The organism is Streptomyces sp. SLBN-8D4 (genome assembly GCF_049739545.1).
GTDB classification, from domain to species: Bacteria; Actinomycetota; Actinomycetes; order Streptomycetales; family Streptomycetaceae; genus Streptomyces; species Streptomyces canus_C.
This window is the reverse complement of the sequence record NZ_JBMGQC010000001.1, coordinates 290,883-307,469: the sequence shown is the minus strand read 5'-3', so window position 1 is coordinate 307,469 and position 16,587 is coordinate 290,883. Positions and strand designations below refer to the sequence as shown.

Annotated in this window: 17 protein-coding genes and 3 pseudogenes; 13 read left to right on the top strand and 7 right to left on the bottom strand. The window is 69.3% G+C overall.

The window, feature by feature from the left end:
- Positions 1 to 4: 4 nt before the first annotated feature.
- On the bottom strand, positions 5 to 1,378 hold the full coding sequence (locus tag RKD20_RS01415) for a ricin-type beta-trefoil lectin domain protein (protein ID WP_424875990.1): 1,374 nt from the start codon (positions 1,376 to 1,378) through the stop codon (positions 5 to 7).
- A 514-nt stretch (positions 1,379 to 1,892) separates the two neighbouring features.
- Complete coding sequence (locus RKD20_RS01410; RefSeq protein WP_424875989.1) at positions 1,893 to 2,423, bottom strand: hypothetical protein; 531 nt, start codon at positions 2,421 to 2,423, stop codon at positions 1,893 to 1,895.
- A 285-nt stretch (positions 2,424 to 2,708) separates the two neighbouring features.
- On the opposite strand from RKD20_RS01410, the pseudogene RKD20_RS01405 reads away from it, so the two are divergent.
- Positions 2,709 to 3,552 (top strand): annotated as a pseudogene (locus RKD20_RS01405) (IS701 family transposase); the annotation flags it as partial.
- Here RKD20_RS01405 and RKD20_RS01400 read toward each other — a convergent pair.
- On the bottom strand, positions 3,517 to 3,672 hold the full coding sequence (locus RKD20_RS01400) for a hypothetical protein (protein ID WP_424883114.1): 156 nt from the start codon (positions 3,670 to 3,672) through the stop codon (positions 3,517 to 3,519). The pseudogene RKD20_RS01405 and the gene RKD20_RS01400 sit on opposite strands and share 36 nt — an antisense overlap.
- 268 nt (positions 3,673 to 3,940) lie before the next feature.
- On the opposite strand from RKD20_RS01400, the gene RKD20_RS01395 reads away from it, so the two are divergent.
- From RKD20_RS01395 to RKD20_RS01385, 3 genes are all read left to right on the top strand, one after another.
- Positions 3,941 to 5,377, top strand: coding sequence for a carboxylesterase family protein (locus RKD20_RS01395; RefSeq protein ID WP_424875988.1), 1,437 nt, complete (start codon positions 3,941 to 3,943; stop codon positions 5,375 to 5,377).
- 69 nt (positions 5,378 to 5,446) lie between these two features.
- Entirely contained in the window at positions 5,447 to 5,830 is a 384-nt protein-coding gene (locus tag RKD20_RS01390; protein WP_424875987.1) for an alcohol dehydrogenase catalytic domain-containing protein, read from the top strand.
- A gap of 21 nt (positions 5,831 to 5,851) precedes the next feature.
- Positions 5,852 to 6,772 (top strand): aldo/keto reductase, encoded by a 921-nt coding sequence (locus RKD20_RS01385; RefSeq protein WP_424883113.1) that lies wholly within the window; start codon positions 5,852 to 5,854, stop codon positions 6,770 to 6,772.
- A 98-nt stretch (positions 6,773 to 6,870) separates the two neighbouring features.
- Here the strand turns inward: RKD20_RS01385 and RKD20_RS01380 are convergent, their stop codons facing one another.
- Positions 6,871 to 7,806: a helix-turn-helix domain-containing protein gene (locus tag RKD20_RS01380; RefSeq protein WP_424883112.1), complete on the bottom strand. Its 936-nt coding sequence runs from the start codon at positions 7,804 to 7,806 to the stop codon at positions 6,871 to 6,873.
- Between the two features lie 129 nt (positions 7,807 to 7,935).
- Between RKD20_RS01380 and RKD20_RS01375 the strand changes: the two genes are divergently transcribed.
- The 6 genes and pseudogenes from RKD20_RS01375 (at position 7,936) to ykgO (ending at position 9,815) form a co-directional block, all read left to right on the top strand.
- The gene (locus tag RKD20_RS01375) at positions 7,936 to 8,223 is read left to right on the top strand and encodes an MmcQ/YjbR family DNA-binding protein (protein ID WP_424875986.1); all 288 of its coding nucleotides are present in this window, start codon (positions 7,936 to 7,938) and stop codon (positions 8,221 to 8,223) included.
- Complete coding sequence (locus RKD20_RS01370) at positions 8,220 to 8,483, top strand: MmcQ/YjbR family DNA-binding protein (RefSeq protein ID WP_424875985.1); 264 nt, start codon at positions 8,220 to 8,222, stop codon at positions 8,481 to 8,483. Before RKD20_RS01375 ends, RKD20_RS01370 begins: the two co-directional genes overlap by 4 nt.
- Positions 8,416 to 8,997: pseudogene (locus RKD20_RS01365) on the top strand (oxidoreductase); the annotation flags it as partial. The gene RKD20_RS01370 and the pseudogene RKD20_RS01365, both read left to right, overlap by 68 nt.
- A gap of 177 nt (positions 8,998 to 9,174) precedes the next feature.
- On the top strand, positions 9,175 to 9,339 hold the full coding sequence (rpmG, locus tag RKD20_RS01360; protein ID WP_424875984.1) for a 50S ribosomal protein L33: 165 nt from the start codon (positions 9,175 to 9,177) through the stop codon (positions 9,337 to 9,339).
- Positions 9,340 to 9,385: 46 nt separating this feature from the next.
- Positions 9,386 to 9,646 (top strand): type B 50S ribosomal protein L31, encoded by a 261-nt coding sequence (locus RKD20_RS01355; RefSeq protein WP_424875983.1) that lies wholly within the window; start codon positions 9,386 to 9,388, stop codon positions 9,644 to 9,646.
- Positions 9,647 to 9,692: 46 nt separating this feature from the next.
- Positions 9,693 to 9,815, top strand: coding sequence for a type B 50S ribosomal protein L36 (ykgO, locus tag RKD20_RS01350; protein ID WP_006130958.1), 123 nt, complete (start codon positions 9,693 to 9,695; stop codon positions 9,813 to 9,815).
- 208 nt (positions 9,816 to 10,023) lie between these two features.
- On the opposite strand, the gene RKD20_RS01345 is transcribed toward ykgO, so the two are convergent.
- Positions 10,024 to 10,995: a helix-turn-helix transcriptional regulator gene (locus RKD20_RS01345; protein ID WP_424875982.1), complete on the bottom strand. Its 972-nt coding sequence runs from the start codon at positions 10,993 to 10,995 to the stop codon at positions 10,024 to 10,026.
- Positions 10,996 to 11,118: 123 nt separating this feature from the next.
- Between RKD20_RS01345 and RKD20_RS01340 the strand changes: the two genes are divergently transcribed.
- The 3 genes and pseudogenes from RKD20_RS01340 to RKD20_RS01330 all read left to right on the top strand — a co-directional run bounded on the left by RKD20_RS01340 (position 11,119) and on the right by RKD20_RS01330 (position 13,865).
- Positions 11,119 to 11,805, top strand: a complete 687-nt coding sequence (locus RKD20_RS01340) for an alpha/beta fold hydrolase (protein WP_424875981.1) — start codon at positions 11,119 to 11,121, stop codon at positions 11,803 to 11,805.
- On the top strand, positions 11,798 to 12,376 hold the full coding sequence (locus RKD20_RS01335) for an N-acetyltransferase family protein (RefSeq protein ID WP_424875980.1): 579 nt from the start codon (positions 11,798 to 11,800) through the stop codon (positions 12,374 to 12,376). Before RKD20_RS01340 ends, RKD20_RS01335 begins: the two co-directional genes overlap by 8 nt.
- Positions 12,377 to 12,567: 191 nt before the next feature.
- Positions 12,568 to 13,865: pseudogene (locus RKD20_RS01330) on the top strand (LLM class flavin-dependent oxidoreductase).
- Positions 13,866 to 14,382: 517 nt separating this feature from the next.
- Here the strand turns inward: RKD20_RS01330 and RKD20_RS01325 are convergent.
- Entirely contained in the window at positions 14,383 to 15,501 is a 1,119-nt protein-coding gene (locus RKD20_RS01325; protein ID WP_424875979.1) for a fatty acid desaturase family protein, read from the bottom strand.
- A 7-nt stretch (positions 15,502 to 15,508) separates the two neighbouring features.
- Positions 15,509 to 16,564: a ferredoxin reductase gene (locus RKD20_RS01320; protein ID WP_424875978.1), complete on the bottom strand. Its 1,056-nt coding sequence runs from the start codon at positions 16,562 to 16,564 to the stop codon at positions 15,509 to 15,511.
- Positions 16,565 to 16,587: the final 23 nt, after the last annotated feature.

The window sequence follows — 16,587 nt, the reverse complement described above, 5'->3', positions numbered from 1 at the left end:
TACGTCAGCCGGTGTACCGGGCGAAGATGCTGGTGAACTGCCAGTTGCTCTGGCTCACGCCCGAGCATGTGTCGTCGTTCGGGTAGGCACCCGGGCAGGGGCGGTCACGGTTCGCGGACCAGAACGTCAACCGTGCCAGGTGATGGGCCTGGGCGTAGCTGAGGATGGTCTGGAAGTCGGCGGGGGTGACGGTCTCGTTGTCGTCGGTGATGCCGTTCATCGACGAGATGCCCATGGCGCGGTAGGCCGCGTCGTCGCTGTAGCCGTACGCGTTCTTCAGCGCGGTCTTCAGTCCCTCGGCCGCCCGCTGGGTGAGAGTGCCCATGTTCTGTCCCGCGCCGCCGAAGTCGAACGGCATGATCGTCCATGCGTCCACGGTCAGCCCGGACGAGGCGGCCCGGTTGATCAGACTCGTGTCAGGACCGCTCTGCCCGGTGCCGATGGTGACGTACACCTTGAGGCCCGGGTTGTTGGCCTTGACGGTCTTGAGCGCGTCCACGGTCCGTTGCTGCACGGTGCCGTTGCTGTACGCGTCGGCCTCCAGGTCGATGTCTATCGCCTTCAGCGTGTACGCGCCGATGACCTTCTGGTACGCCGCCGCCAGCTCGCCGGCGCTGGAGCAGGAACTCTCCAGCTTGTTGCCGCTGTAGCCACCGAAGGACGGGACGACATCGCCGCCGTTCGCACGCACCGTGCTGATGGTTTGCTGGTCGACTCCGCCGGTCAGTGCCCGGCCGCCGTCCCACTGCGGGTTGCAGTAGCCGTTGCTCAGGACGAACGCCAGCGTGAACCACTTCACGCCTGTCGCGTTCATGACAGTCGGAGGGCTGGGCGGATTGCCCCAGCCGTTGTAGAGGTAGGGCGCCACGGCCATCGGCGCGGAACTCGGCGGAGTCGTGCCGCCGTCGGCGGTGGGCGCGTTCCACTTCTGGTTGGCGGCTCCGGTGCAGGTCCATATCTGGGTGCGGGTGCCGTTGGCGGAGGAGTTGCCGGTGACGTCCAGGCACTTGTCGGCGGCCGGGTTGACGATGTCGCGCGCGGTGCTGACGGTCCACTTCTGGTTGGCGCCACCGCCGCAGGTCCAGAGCTGGAGCTGGGTGCCGTTGGCCGTCGAACTGCCAGTGACGTCAAGGCACTTGCCGAGGGCCCGGATGGTGCCGTCGGAACCGACCGTCCACTGCTGAGCGGCGGTGCCGTTGCAGTCGTAGAGCTGTACGGCCGTGCCGTCGGCCGAATTCGCGCCGGCGACGTCGAGGCACTTGCCGGCCAGGCCGGTGATCGTGCCGGTGGCGGCAGAGGCGGAGGGGGCCGCGAGTGCGCCAACGGCGGTGAAGCCGAGCGAGAGGGCGAGAGCACAGCGCAGGGCCAGACGTTGCATGGTGAGGGGCCTTTCGTCCTGGAGTGGGGGTGGACGCCGCCTAGGTGAGGGAGGGCGGTGAGAGGTGAACGTAGGTGTTCACGTATGTGTGCAAGGGATGCATGCATGGAAGGTCTGCTGGCTGGTGAACCTAAAGGTCTACACCAAAGCCGTCAAGAGTTGCGACAGGGGAAGTCCGTTATGGCATCGCTGAGTTGAGAAGTTGTAGGCGAAGCAGGGAGCCACCCTGGCCACGGAGGAACTGAGGCCGGAGTGCCGGCGTTCTCGAATCCGTGCACGCCGGGGCGGATTCGTCGTGATCGTCGGTCAGCCCTGGAGCCGGTTGACCGCCTGCTTGGCCTCCAGCCGACCCACACCGGTCTGCTGCCGGGGCCCAAGTCAGCGGCGAGCGACACGGGTCCTGATGCCTGGTACTCCAGCTGTAGATCGCGATCTTGTGTCTTCCGGCGGCGAGAGTTGAGCGCGTGCCTCTCGGCAAGAAGAGCGCCTCGACCTGGTCGGAGGCGCCGTAGTGTTACGTGTTCTGGCATGCCTTGGCTTTGAAGTCCGCTATGGAGACGGTGATTGCGGATTCGTCGCCGTTGTCCGAGACGCTGTCGTATCGGACCTTTCCTGGGGTGAGTTGATCCCGGTCGGCCAGGGTGAAGGAGATGCTGCTCGCTGAATGCGAGTTGTCCTTGGTCCAGCCGTAGAACGCGTAGGTGGTCTTGGCGGTGAGCGGAGCGAGGGATCTGGTCGCGGTCCAGCCGGCAGCAGGAGAATCGAGTGTCCAGGTGGCGAGACCCTGCGTGAGGGGGCGGTCGGCGGCCCATGAGCCGACCGTCACCTGCTTGTTGACGTCGTCGCCGTCCACGTAGAGGGTCGCACCATCGATCTGGTGTCCGCAGATCATCATGACGCCGAGCAGATGGCCGTCGGCGGACACGGAGATGCCGGCGACGGCGTCGGCGGGAACGGTGCATCCTGAGGTTGCGGCCAGGGCCAAGCCGGCCGCGACGGCGCCGACGAAGCGCCGGAACGCCGGACGTGAAGTGAGTGACCACATGATGCTCAGCCCCTGCCCGGGGTGCGCGTGAGGCCCCCTGCTCCCGGATGGTAGGGGGCGACGGCGTCTGGCCGCAGTGTCGCCACTGACCCGTTTTACGCTTGTTGTTGTCTTGTAGTCGCTTGAGTGAGTCGGCCCGATCACGGTACCGATGCCCCAGCACCTTCTGCTCAACGATCGGCGGCATGCCAAACGGATGCGACTACCGATGATCATCGGTGTGTGAAAACAGAAAATCAGGTGGTGGCCGCAGCTGACAGCTTGGATCCAGCCCGCTGGCAGGACATGTTCGAGGCTCTGACGGACCGTATCGCGGGACGGTTCACCCGAGTCGAACCACGGCGGCGGGCACGGGAGTTCGTGCTCGGGCTCTTGTCGGACCTGCCGCGCAAGTATGGCTGGACGTTGGCCGAGCACGCCGGCGATGCCACCCCGTACGGCCTGCAGCATCCGCTGTCGAGGGCGAAGTGGGATGCCGATGCGATTCGGGACGATCTGCGCGGCTTCGCCATCGAGCAACTACATGATGAGGACGCGGTGCTGGTGGTCGATGAGACCGGCGACCTGAAGAAGGGCACCGCCACCATCGGCGCCCAGCGCCAGTACACCGGCCCTGCTGGGCGCATCGAGAACAGCCAAGTCGCCGTCCGCCTCGCCTATTCCAGCCGACGCGGGCACGCGGCGATCGACCGGGAACTGTATGTGCCGCGCTCGTGGATCACGGATGCAGCCCGCTGTCGGTCCGCCGGGATTCCAGAGGACGTCGGCTTCGCCACGAAGCCCGCGCTCGCCGTGTGATCGACCGGACCCTGGAAGCCGGGATCCGTGCAGCCTGGGTGGCCGCAGACGAGGTCTACGGAGGCAATCCGCAGCTGCGGAGCGCGCTGGAATCCGCCAGGTCGGCTGCGTCCTCACGGTCGCCCGCGCTCACCAGATCGCCACCCGGGCGGGCAAGACGCGGGCCGACGCACTGGCCGAGAAGCTGCCGAAACGGGCCTGGCAGAAGCTCTCTGCAGGCGCCGGAGTCAAGGGACACCGCTACTACGACTGGACCCTGGCTGACATTGCCGACGACCAGCCCGGTCACCGCCATCTACTCGTTGGCCGCAACCGGAGCAGCCGAGGACGACGATGCCGGGGGAGGGGATGGACCGTCGATCTCGTAGCTGGACTGCGGCTGGCCTCCCGCGCCTAGGGACCGGGGCGGGTGACCGTACTTCTCGCGCCTGGACTGGTAGCTCATTGGCAGCGTCAGCGGGAGCAGCGAGGCGAAGTCGTGCGCCGTCGCGTTGTCGTCGAGGGTTGCGTCATCGGGGTACGTGCGCTCGTCGAGTTCCTGTGCTGCTCAAGTCGCCCGGATCGCGGAGCAGAGAAGTGTCCCCTGCCGACCATCAGGTGACCGCTGTCCGTCGGGTGATGTGTCGGGCCACAGCAAATGATTTAAGGACCGTCCCCCTAAGCAACCCAGCAGCCGACACACCGCGCGACATATCCCGACCGCGCCGGAAGGACACGACATGACCGCCACTGCACCCACGGCCCCGACTGCACCAGGGGTGCGGTCCTGGTGGGGAATCCCGTACGCCACTGCCGAGCGGTACCGCCGCCCCGTGGTCGAGGACTTCGATCCGGACCTCCCCTACGACCGCAAGGGCGTCGTCTCGATCCAGCCCGACAGCGGTGACTGGCTCGAAGCGGACAGCGGAATGGGCGAGGACTGCCTGAACCTGAACGTGTGGGCCCCCGAGCGGCCGGCCGGCAAGGCGCTCCCAGTGACCGTGTACATCCACGGCGGCGGATTCGAGTACGGCGCGAACACACAGATCACCTCGAACGCCGCCGGTCTCGCCGCGACGGGGCGCGTGGTGGGCGTGTCCATCAACTACCGGCTCGGCGCCCTGGGCCCGCTGTCGCTCTCGCAATACGGCGGGAAGCTCGACGAGGCCAGCAACCTCTTCCTCCAGGACATCATCGCCGCGCTCACCTGGATCCAGCGGAACATCGACCACTTCGGCGGAGACCCCGACAACGTCACCGTCTACGGCCACAGCGGCGGCGCCTACTCCTCCCTCGGACTGCTCGGCGCCTCCTCGGCCGACGGCCTGTACCGGCGCCTGGCCGGGTTCTCCGGCGGGCCCGCCCGCAGCATTCCGGCCTGGTGGGCCGAGGAACTCGCGCACCTGTTCGTCACCGAACTCGGCGTCGCGGACAACCCGGAGAAGGTGCTCGACCTCGACCCGCTCGCCCTGCGGGACGCCCTGCGCAAGGTCCTCCCGACGGACCTCGGAGTCCGCGGCGGGGTGGACAACAAGGCCACCGGCGTCGTCCTGGACATCGGGCAGCCCGGCGCGGTGGTGCACGCCCACCCCATGGACGTCCTCGCCTCCGGCGCGCACCGCGACGTCGACATCCTGCTGAGCATGGCTAGCGACGACATGGGCTGGTGGGTGGCGAACGACCTCGACCGGTTCGACCCGGGCACCATCGACCGTGTCGTCGACGAGGTCGCGGGGTGGCGCATTTCCCGCTCCCGCGCCAAGAAGATCGTCGACGCCTACGACCAGGGCGGCCGTACCCCGGCCGAGGTCCGCGCCGCGGTCATGGCGGACTACCTCTTCGCGATCCCCGCCGCCCGCGGCGCTCTGGCCCACGCCGCCGCCGGCGGCAACGCCCACCTCCTCCTGATCGGCCCCGCCGAAGGCGCGCCCGCCGTGCACGGCACCGAGATGTACGCCCTGGTCGGCCAGGAACAGCCGGGCCGCAGCGCGGAGCAGGCGGAGCGGGACACCCGTATCCGCGACATCGTGCTCGACTTCGCCACCGGCGAGCAGTCACGCCTCTGGCCCGCCGTCACGGACGAGCCCACCTCGGAAAACGTCGGCAACCCTCCCTTCGAGGGCACCGCCCACTACCAGCAGGTTCTCGACCTGTGGGAGGGCATCGACCGCCCCTGACGACCGGCGGGCGATTACGGAGCAGCGCACCAGGGGGCGAATGGGGGCGAACAAAGTGAGGAACTCGGCATGAGCCAACCGACAACAGCAGTGACCGACGCCGCCGCACCGGCGACCATGCGGGCCGTCGTAGTCACCCGCCCCGGCGGCCTCGACGCCCTGGAGATCAAGGATGTCCCGGTGCCCGTCCGCAAGCCCGGCTGGGTGCGGATCAAGGTGAAGGCGTTCGGCGTCAACGAGTCCGAGGTCACCACCCGCAAGGGCGAGTCGGACGCGGTGGTCACCTACCCGCGCGTCCCCGGCATCGAGGGCGTTGGCGTGATCGACGAGGCCGACGAGGACAGCGGGCTGCGGCCGGGCCGGCCGGTGGCCACGATGATGGGCGGCATGGGCCGCGCGTACGACGGCGCGTACGCCCAGCTACTGCGCGCCTGGAACGCCACCGAGGCGTAGGGCGTGAGCGTCGATTTCCACATGTGGGCCGGGGCGATGGGCTACGGCCCCGGTGACGAGGAGGCGGGCATTGCCGCCATCCGCCGCGCCCACGACCTGGGCGTCACCTTGTTCGACACCGCCGAGCTCTACGGCTGGGGCACGGGCAACAACGAGGTTCTGCTCGGCAAGGCGGTAAGGGACTTCCGTGACGAGGTCGTGCTGGCCACGAAGTTCGGCTTCGCGCAGACCGAGCAGGGCCTGGGCCTCAACAGTCGCCCGGACAACATCCGTACAGTCACCGACAACAGCCTGCGCCACCTGGGCGTCGACCAGATCGACGTGCTTTATCAGCACCGCGTCGACCCGGACGTGCCGATCGAGGACGTGGCGGGCACCGTCAAGGAACTGATCGACGCCGGCAAGGTCAAGTACTTCGGCCTCAGCGAGGCCGGTCCGCAGACCATCCGCAAGGCGCATGCCGTCCAGCCGGTCTCGGGCCTGCAGACCGAGTACTCACTCTTCGAGCGAGAGGTCGAGCAGCTCTTCCCGGTCCTGAAGGAGCTCGGCATCGGCTTCGTGCCCTATTCGCCCCTCGGCCGCGGCTTCATCACCGGTACCGCGAAGCCCGCGGGACAGTACGACGCCACCGACATGCGCAACACCGACCCGCGCTGGCAGCCCGGCAACTTCGAGAAGAACGTCGAAGCCGTGGCCCGACTCGGCGACCTGGCAGCCACCAAGGGCGTCACCGTCTCCCAGCTGGCCTTGGCCTGGCTGCTGGCCCAGGGCGAGCACATCGTCCCGATCCCGGGCACCCGGAGCGCGGCCCGCATGGAGGAAAACGCCCACGCGGCCGACGTCACCCTCACCGAGGCCGATCTCGCCGCGATCCACGAGATCCTCCCGAACGGCGGATTCGGCGCCCGCTACGCCGAAGAGCATGTCCCCACCTGGGTCTGACCCAGCCCGAGCGGGCCTCCGAGTCGATCAGGAGTCCCGCGGCATGAGCCCCCGTCGTCCGGGCTATCAGGGGCCCTCGGGCCGACGCCACGCTCCGCTCACGCGTGGGTCGTGGTGTCGCGGGCCGCGTAGGCGGCCGGGGTGAGGCCGGTGCGGTCGCGGAAGAAGCGGCCGAAGTTCGCGGGATCGCTGAAACCGAGGTGGACGGCCACGGTCCGGGCGTCCCACCGGGCAGCTCCCAGAAGGCGCCGGGCTTCCAGGAGGCGCCGCTCGTCGATGAGCTCGCGCACCCCCTTGCCGGTGGCGTCCCGGGCGGCGCGGCTGAGGGTGCGGACCGAGCAGCCGAGAAGCTCGGCGTAGTCCGCGGCTTGGTGCAGTTCGCGGAAGTGCAGCTCCAGGGCGTCCAGGAAGCGTCCGTACCTGTCGGCACGGCCGGTGCCGACCGTGGCCGCTGCGGCGGGGAGGAGGCCGGGGGAGTTGGCCAGGCGCAGCAGCAGCGATTCGAGCAGGCTGCGGCGCAGGGCGTGGTGGACGTCGAGGGGGCGGCGCCCGAGTGCGCGGTGTTCGTCCAGGAGCTGGAGCGCCGTCTGCTGGAGCCAGGCGGCGTCGTCGGGGTGCGGGCTCAGCACGGCAGGCGCCTCGTGCGCGGTGAGCGGGGCCAGGAGTCGGGCGAGGTCGGGCCGCAGTACGTCGGGTTCGAACAGGATGAACGGTCCTCGGGCCGAGCCGGGAGGGTGCCAGCACTGCGCATGCCCAGGGCGCACCCAGAGCCACTGGCCGGGGGCGACGGTCTGCGTGACGTAGTCGACGTCGTGCGCCAACTCGCCCTCGGTGACCAGGATCAGGTAGTGGAAGGTGGCCCGGCCCGGACGGGGCGGGTTCCACGGCCAGTCGTCGTGCCGGGCGAAGAACTCCTCGATGGTCCTCACCTCCAGCCCGTACGGAGTACCGACCGGGGGCTGGAAACCGTACAGCCGAACCTCGGCCGGTCCGGCCTGTCCGCCCGGCCTGGGGTGTCTCTTGTCGACCATCACGTGTCCGCAGCCTACCGCCCTCTTGGTCGGCATCGCGGGAAGGATGGGGCGTGCCGCCGCGGCCGTGCGGCGCGCCCTCCGCCTCCTTCGACACCGTGATCCGTCACCACCTGAGAAGGCCCACAGTCCATGAACGGATCGACCCTGCAGAAGACCGCCGCCGACTGTGCGGAGGACCTCCCCGGAACCCGGATGCAGCACCCCTTCGGCCCCGGCGGTGAGGTCTTCAAGGTGGGCGGCAAGGTGTTCATGCTGTTGAGCGAGGCCCCGGGGCGTCCCGTCGTGATCCTCAAGGCGGACCCCGGCGACGTCCACGCCCTGCGGGAGCAGTACCGCCTCGTCGTCGCCCGCCTGCCGAGGGCCGCGCAGCCCGTCGCCCCGCACACCTACGGAACCTGCACGCGGACGGCCCCGTGAGTGCGGCCGGTGACCGGCTTCAGGACACCGCCCGCCAGGCGGCACTCGCCCTCCCCGACGTCAGCCACGGATACCCCTTCGCCCCCGGACTCGACGTGTACAAGGTCGCGGGCAAGGTGTTCCTGATCGTCACCGACGACCCGGACGAGCAGATCATCACGGTCAAGTGCGAACCCGAACACGCCCGCGCATCAGCAGGGCGGCCGGCCCACTGCCCGGCGGCCCGAGCATCTTCGCCGCGCCGTCCGCGGGAACCTTGAGGACCTCGGCCTCGATACGCTCGACGTGGTCAACCTCCGGCTCGGCGACGCTCAGGGACCCCGGCCCGGCTCGCTCGCCGAGCCCTTCGAAACCCTCGTCGACCTCCAGCAGCAGGGCCTGATCCGGCACCTCGGAGTGAGTAACGCGACGGCGGAACAGGTCGCCGAGGCGCAGGCGATCGCGCGGATCGTGTGCGTGCAGAACATGTACAACCTCGCCTACCGGCAGGACGACGAGCTCATCGACGAACTCGCCGGGAACGGCATCGCCTACGTGCCTCTCTTCCCGCTGGGCGGCTTCACCCCGCTGCAGTCCACGGCGCTTTCTGCCGTGGCCACCCGGCTGGGTGCGACGCCGATGCCGGTCGCCCTGGCCTGGTTGCTGCGGCGGTCGCCGAACATCCTGCTCATTCCCGGCACCTCGTCGGTGGCGCACCTGCGCGAGAACGTCACCGGCGCGGGACTCGCGCTCTCCGACGACGAAGTCGCCGAGTTGGACAAGATCGGCCATTAGCAGGACGCCGCCCGGCCCAGCGCGAGACGAAAGGGCAGCGGCGGTGTGACAGGAACCTCACTCGCCGCTGCTCGCTGCGGCAGCCGGCCATCGGGAATGACCCGCTGGACGGCCTTGTTACAACCACTGCATGACATGACCGAGTCAAAGCACTCGGTGGTGGTGGAAGGAGTCCTCATGGCACGCAGCACCACGCGGCCCGTCGTCACGCTCAGGTCGACGGCCGGCACCAACGTCACCTACGTGACGCGCAAGAACCGTCTGACCAACCCCGACCGGCTGGTCGTGCGCAAGTACGACCCGGTGGCCGACAAGCACGTTCTGTTCCGCGAGGAACGATGACACCCGCCTCGGTCGTCGACCGAGGCTTCGCAAGGAGGCACCACCCATGAGGTCCGGCACTCACCCCGTCTCCCGCCCCGTTGTCTTCCGCGACCGTGCGGCGGGCTTCCAACTGCTCACCCGCTCCACCCTCGACTCACAGCGCACGGTGGAGTGGGAGGACGGCAGAACGTACCCGGTCGTCGACGTGGACATCTCGTCCGCGAGTCACCCCTTCTACACCGGTACTTCGCGGGTCGTGGACACCGCGGGCCGAGTGGAGCGCTTCGAGCGCCGCTACGGCCGTACCGCCGCCGTCCGTCCCTGACGGCCCGAGCCGTCTGACCCCTGCAAGGCCCGGCAAGGAGGCCGCTATGAAGGTACGCAAGTCCCTGCGCTCGCTGAAGGCCAAACCCGGCGCTCAGGTGGTGCGCAGGCGTGGTGTGACCTTTGTGATCAACAAGAAGGACCCCCGCTTCAAGGCTCGCCAAGGCTGACGCCACCGCGCAGCACCTCAACGGCCCGGCACCGCACTCGCGGTGCCGGGCCGCTTCCGAATGTGCAGTCGGCGAGGACGGACGCCCCACAGTCGTCGATCCGTCGGAGCACCGGCGGTCTCCTGCACAGGTACGGTCAGGTCTGGATGCCTCTCGCCAGACGGCGACGTCAAGTAGCCAGCGGGTAGGGGCCGTTCGCGATGCGCGCTCAGGGCTCGTCCGTCACGGCGGCAGTGAATCGCGTGGCGAGCACTTGCACCGCCGCGCGCAGTTCCTGCCCGCCCTCGACACGGAAGGCGAGCGGCAGCTGCGCCAGCCACTCCTGCGCGTACATCGTCGGATTCCTCGTGCTGCCGACGAGCACGCACCCGTCTCCCGACGGTTCGAGCCGTCCCATGGGCGGGCGGATAGACGGCAGCACCTCGGCCATCGGGGCGTCGAACACGACCCGCGTGGGAAACGTCCACCCCTGGCCCAGGTTCTCCTCCAGCGCCGCCACCGGGTCGAGGCCGTCGGGCATCTCGAAGCGGTGGGCGGTCTCCCGGACCGCGCGGACCCGGTCGATCCGGTAGGTGCGGATGGCGTCCGCGTGGTGCGAGTGGCACAGGAGGTACCAGCGGCCGTAGCGGACCACGACCGCCCAGGGATCGACCTCGGCCTCCCACTCGTTCCCGGACTCACTGCGGTACGTGACCAGCACGCGGCGTCGCATCGCACTCGCCGCGACGAGCGTGCTCGTGAGGGCGGGATCCGCACGGGACGCGTGACGGTCGGGCGCCGCCGACGCGTGCTCGCGCAGGGCGGCCGCCTGCCGGCCGACGCTCTCGGGCAGCGCCCGGATCACCTTGCCCAGGGCGGTGCCGACGAGGTCGTCGGCATCGGGGTCGGCGGCCGACGGCTGACCGTCGAGGACCGCCATGACCAGGCCCAGCGCCTCGGGCTCCGTGAAGACGACCGGCGGTAGCCGCGCCCCACGCCCCAGTCGGTACCCGCCGTAGGGGCCCCGGGTCGAGTGAACCGGGATGCCCGCCTCGCGGAGGATGCCGACGTAGCGGCGTGCGGCCCGCTCGGTGACACCCAGGGAGGCGGCAAGCTCTTCGGCCGTCACTCCCGCGGTACGGGACTGGAGGATCTCGAGGGTGCGCAGGGCTCGCGCGGTGGGACTGAGCTCGGTCGGCACCCGAGCAGATTAGGTGGTCACGAGATATACCGGAAGTGGATTGTCCGGAACCAGTCATAGCGTGAGGGGCACCGACCTCACGGCTTCACGGCTTCACGGCTTCACGGAAAAGAGAACTGATCCATGGACATCCTGCTCATCGCCGGCCTGTGGCTCGACGGATCCGCCTGGGACGACGTCGTGCCCGCGCTCGAGGAACTCGGCCACCGACCGGTGGCGCTCACCCTGCCGGGTCAGGGTGACGGAGCCGGGTCCGCCACGCTGGAGGACCAGGTCGCGGCGGTGCTGGCCGCCGTGGACGCGGCGCCGGAGAAACCCATGGTGGTCGGGCATTCAGCCGCCTCCACCCTGGCCTGGCTTGCCACCGACGCGCGGCCGGAGCGGGTCGCCAAGGTGGCCCTCGTCGGAGGCTTCCCATCCGCCGACGGGCAGCCGTACGCCGACTTCTTCGAGACAAAGGACGGCGTGATGCCCTTTCCCGGCTGGGGCCCGTTCGAAGGACCGGACTCCGTCGACCTCGACGAGGAGACGCGCAGCCGCATTGCCTCGGCGGCGATCCCCGTGCCTGAGCAGGTAACCAAGGGGACGGTGCGGCTGACGGACAAGCGGAGGTTCGACGTCCCGATGCTGCTCGTGTGCCCCGAGTTCACCCCCGCCCAGGCCCGGGACTGGATCGACGCCGGTGACGTGCCGGAGGTCGGTCGCACCAGGCACCTGGACTTCGTCGACATCGACTCGGGCCACTGGCCGATGATCACCAAGCCGGTCGAACTCGCCCGGCTGCTGGCCGCGGCGGCCGCCGATGTCTGAGCCCCGGCCGTACCAAGTCCGCCCCCTGGACGCCTCCACCTGGGACGCCTTCGCCGAGCTCGTCGAGCGCAACAACGGTATCTACGGCGGGTGTTGGTGCATCAGCTACCACCCGGAGCGCGGCCGCCACGGGATCAACCACCGCGAGGCCAAGCAGGACCGCGTACGTACCGGCCGCGCCCACGCCGCGCTCGTCCTCGACGAGGACGGCACCGCACAGGGGTGGTGCCAGTACGGCAGCCCCGAGGAACTCCCCAACATCAAGCACAGGCGCGCGTACGACAAGGACGCACCGCCGCGGCCGGACTGGCGGATCACCTGTGTCTACGTCGACAGGAAGCACCGCGGACGGGGCATCGCGCGGACAGCGCTGGAAGGCGCCCTCGACCAGATCGCCCAAGCCGGAGGGGGCGTAGTCGAAGCCATCTCGGAGGTGACCGACGGGCGCGAGGCGCAGGGCCGCTTCCTGTTCAGCGCGACCGTCGAACTTTTTGAGGACTTCGGATTCACGCGCGGTCGACAGGTCGGCAAGCACGCGTGGTTGGTGAGCCGGGTGGTCGATCCGGCGTGAGGTCGACACGCCCGCCGAGCGGCAACCGAGCCGCATCAGGCAGTGCTCGGCGGCGGTGCGAGTGCGGCCGCGACTACGGCGGCGATGTCGACCGTGCCGGCGGAAGGGGGTGAGTGGATACGTCCGGCGAGGATGGCGAGCCAGGGCAGAAGCGCCGATCTGCACCTGGCTCGCACCCCTGAGCAGCTGCGGTGCTCGTCGCGCAGCCGGCGGCGGGCCACCACGAGGCGGCGTGGCGGCTCCCGCACAGCAACCCCCGGGCGGACTTCGACCTGCGGCACTGGATCGAGCTGGCTCAGCTCGCCGAGAGCGCCAAGTTCGACTCGCTGTTCCTCGCGGACGGCCCGGCCCTCATCGGAACCGGTGAGTTCCGGCCGCCGGGCCAGCTCGAACCGCTGACCCTGCTGACCGCGCTGTCCCAGGCGACCAGCAGGATCGGCCTCATCGCGACCGTCTCGTCGACGTACAACGAGCCGTACAACCTCGCCCGCCGGCTCGCCTCCGTCGACGACGTCAGCCGCGGCCGCGCAGGCTGGAACATCGTCACCTCGGCAGGGGCCGACGAGGCCGCCAACTTCGGCCTCGACAACCGCCCCGGCCACTCCGAACGCTACGCCAGGGCCGACGAGTTCCTGAAGGTCGCCAAGGCGCTGTGGGACAGCTGGGAGTCCGAGGCCGTCGTCGCGGACAGGACCACCGGACGCTACGCCGACCCCGAGCGGCTGCACCGGCTCGGCCACGAGGGCAGGTACTTCAAGGTGGCCGGCCCGCTCAACGTCGAGCGCCACAGGGTTACCCGCTGCTCGTCCAGGCCGGCTCCTCGGAGGACGGCAAGGACTTCGCGGCCCGCCACGCCGAGGCCATCTTCACCGCGCACACCACGTACGAGCGCGCGGCCGCCTTCTACGCCGACATCAAGGCCCGGACCAGAGCCGCGGGCCGCGACCCGGACGGTGTGATCGTCCTGCCCGGCATCGTCCCGTACATCGGGTCGACCGAGGCGGAAGCCCGCGCGCTCGCCCGGCAGTTCGACGAGCTGCGCGTCCCGGAGTACGGGCTGCGCCAGCTGGCCGCCGTGTTCGAGACCGAGCCCTCGGTCTTCCAACTCGACCAGCCCCTGCCGGACTTCATTCTCGCCAGGCCCAAGCTGGAAGGTACGCAGAGCCGTTCCGACCTGATCATCGATCTCGCGGTGCGCGAGCAGCTGACGGTCCGGCAGATCATCTCCCGGCTCGGCGGCGGGCGCGGCCACTTCGAGTTCGTCGGCACGCCCGAGCAGATCGCGGACACGATCATCGCCTGGTTCGAGGGTGGCGCCGCGGACGGGTTCAACATCATGGCTCCCGCCCTGCCATCGGGCCTCGCGGCCTTCGTCGAGCACGTGCTGCCGATCCTGCGTGGCAAGGGGCTGTTCCGCGAGGAGTACGAAGGCACGACACTGCGCGAGCACTACGGGCTCCCGGTCCCGGCGAACCAGTTCCATGGCTGACCCGCTCGCGACTCCCAACCCGGATCTGCCAACTAGCCGGCGCCGGCCGCCGACAGCGCATGACTTGAATAGATGTCATCGCCGGTGGGTGCGGCAAGGCAGGACGCGAGGTTCAGGTGACCGAAGTCCCTCTGAGAGGAGAACGTGAGGCCGCGGGGGCGCGGCCGGTAGAACGAACCAGCGCCACAACTGGGTCAGGGCCCTTCGCACCGGAGGGGGTCCTGACCCATGGCCGCAGTGGACAACGGACAGCAGCAAACCCCGTTCACGACATCGGCTCACCCGCCCACTCCGCCAGCAGCGCAGGGGCCGGACACAGGTCAGCGCGCTACAACACCTCGCTGGGAGCTGTGTGCCGGGGCGCCTGGCGCACGCCCAGGCAGCGCAGCCGGACACCGGGCTGCCTGGATCACGTGTCGTACGGTCTGATGTCGCGGCCGCTCACCGTCCGCAGCGGATCTCACCGCACCCGGCGGTGCCGCCGGCAGGGCCGAAGGATCCGCACCCGTACCGGGAGTCAGGCCGCGACGAGCTCCTGCTCGCGGTCCGGGATTTTGACCGCGGGCTTCTTGTTCGGCAGCGAGAGCCGGAAGACCTTGTGCCACGCGGAGAACACCTGCTTGGGCAGCGACCCGGTGACGTACTCCAGCTCGTACTTCTCGAACAGTGCGCGCACCTTCACCGCGACCTCGGCGTACCGGTTGCTCGGCAGGTCCGGGAACAGGTGGTGCTCGATCTGGTGCGAGAGGTTGCCGGTCATGAAGTGCATGGCCTTGCTGCCGCTGATGTTCGCGGAGCCCATCATCTGGCGCAGGTACCACTGGCCGCGCGTCTCGCCCCTGATCGACCGGCGCTCGAAGACCTGTACGCCCTCGGGGAAGTGCCCGCACATGATCACCGAGTGGGACCAGATGTTGCGGACCAGGTTCGCGGTGAAGGTGGCGGCGAGCGTGGGGAGGAACGACGGGCCCGACAGCAGCGGGTGGATCACGTAGTCCTTGAGGACCTGCTTGCGGATCTTGCGGCCCACCGCCCTGGCCCGCGCGCGGAACTCCGGGTTCTTGCGGCGGCGCTTGTTCAGGTTCTTGCCGAGCTCCAGGTCGTACGCCGCGATGCCGTACTCGAAGAAGCAGGCGTTGAGGAAGTTCCACAGCGGCTGGCCGAGGTGGAACGGGTGCCACTTCTGGTCCTCGTCCACGCGCATGATGCCGTAGCCGAGGTCGTTGTCCTTGCCGATCACGTTGGTGTAGGTGTGGTGCAGCTCGTTGTGCGAGTGCTTCCACTGGTCGGCCGGCGAGACGTGGTCCCATTCCCAGGTGGTGGAGTGGATCTTCGGGTCCCGCATCCAGTCCCACTGGCCGTGCAGGATGTTGTGGCCGATCTCCATGTTGTCCATGATCTTCGCCACGGACAGTCCGGCGGTGCCGATCAGCCACGCGGGCGGGAAGATCGAGAACAGCAGTACGCCCCTGCTGACCAGTTCGAGCGTGCGCTGCGCCGAGATGACCTTGCGGATGTAGGCTGCGTCTTTCTCGCCGCGGCCGGCGATCACCTCGTCGCGGATGGCGTCGAGTTCGCGGCCGAGTTCCTCGATCTGCTGCGTGCTCAGGTGGGCGGTGGGGTCGATGGCGGTCAAGGTGCTCCTACCGTTCGATGTCGCAGGGGCCCGCCGCGGCGGACACGCAGGTCTGGATGAGGACGCCCGGCTCGGCCTCGGTGATCTCGCCGGTGCGCAGGTCGCGGACGGCGCCCGCCTTGAGCGGGGTGACGCAGCCGAAGCAGATGCCCATGCGGCACCCGGAGGGCATGAGCACGCCGGCCTCCTCGCCGACGTCCAGCAACGGCGTGGCGCCGTCCGCGTCGGCGGTCTTGCCGGTGGTGCTGAACGTGACCTCGCCGCCGTCGCCGGCGGCGACGATGCTCGGGCGGAAGCGTTCGGTGTGCAGGCGCTCTGGGACGCCGTGTTCGGCCCAGTGCTTCTCGGCGGCGTCGAGCAGGCCCGCGGGCCCGCAGGCCCAGGTCTCGCGCTCGGCCCAGTCGGGCACCAGTTCGTCGAGACGGGCGATGTCGAGCATGCCGTCCGTGTCGGTGTGCACCTCGGTCAGACGCAGCTTCTTGTCCGCGACCAGCTCGTGCAGATCGCTGCGGAAGATCACATCGTGCGGCTGCGGCGCGGAGTGGACCATGACGACGTCGTCGAACTCGGTGTCGCGCAGCATGCCCATCACCGGCGTGATGCCACTGCCGGCCGTCAGGTAGAGGACCTTGGCGGGCTTGGTCTGCGGCAGTACGAAGTCACCGGTCGCCTGATCCAGCTGGATCAGCGTGCCCGGTTTCGCCCTGCGGACCAGGTGGTTGCTGACCTTGCCGTCCGGGATCGCCTTCACGGTGATCGTGACGCGGCCGTCCTGGCGGTTTGTCGGCGAGGTGATGGAGTAGGCACGCCACAGGCGCACCCCGTCGACGTCCACCCCGATCCGCACGTACTGACCGGCCGTGTGGCCGCGCCAGCCCCGTCCCGGCCTGATCACGATGGTCGCGGCGTCACCCGTCTCGGGGTGCACGGCCTCGATGCGCCCCCGCAGGTCAGCGCCCGCTCGCAGCGGGCTGACCAGGTCGAGGTAGTCCGACGGCAGCAGCGGCGTCGTGACCATCTCCAGCAGTTTCCACGCCCTGCCGCGCAGGGCCACACTCGTCATGACTCCAGCTTGCTGTGCCTCAG

Coding starts and splice junctions, on each gene's coding strand:
- RKD20_RS01415 (WP_424875990.1), bottom strand. CDS start 1,378: ATGCAACGTCTGGCCCTGCGCTGTGCTCTCGCCCTCTCGCTCGGCTTC.
- RKD20_RS01410 (WP_424875989.1), bottom strand. CDS start 2,423: ATGTGGTCACTCACTTCACGTCCGGCGTTCCGGCGCTTCGTCGGCGCC.
- RKD20_RS01395 (WP_424875988.1), top strand. CDS start 3,941: ATGACCGCCACTGCACCCACGGCCCCGACTGCACCAGGGGTGCGGTCC.
- RKD20_RS01390 (WP_424875987.1), top strand. CDS start 5,447: ATGAGCCAACCGACAACAGCAGTGACCGACGCCGCCGCACCGGCGACC.
- RKD20_RS01385 (WP_424883113.1), top strand. CDS start 5,852: ATGTGGGCCGGGGCGATGGGCTACGGCCCCGGTGACGAGGAGGCGGGC.
- RKD20_RS01375 (WP_424875986.1), top strand. CDS start 7,936: ATGAACGGATCGACCCTGCAGAAGACCGCCGCCGACTGTGCGGAGGAC.
- rpmG (WP_424875984.1), top strand. CDS start 9,175: ATGGCACGCAGCACCACGCGGCCCGTCGTCACGCTCAGGTCGACGGCC.
- RKD20_RS01355 (WP_424875983.1), top strand. CDS start 9,386: ATGAGGTCCGGCACTCACCCCGTCTCCCGCCCCGTTGTCTTCCGCGAC.
- ykgO (WP_006130958.1), top strand. CDS start 9,693: ATGAAGGTACGCAAGTCCCTGCGCTCGCTGAAGGCCAAACCCGGCGCT.
- RKD20_RS01340 (WP_424875981.1), top strand. CDS start 11,119: ATGGACATCCTGCTCATCGCCGGCCTGTGGCTCGACGGATCCGCCTGG.
- RKD20_RS01335 (WP_424875980.1), top strand. CDS start 11,798: ATGTCTGAGCCCCGGCCGTACCAAGTCCGCCCCCTGGACGCCTCCACC.
- RKD20_RS01320 (WP_424875978.1), bottom strand. CDS start 16,564: ATGACGAGTGTGGCCCTGCGCGGCAGGGCGTGGAAACTGCTGGAGATG.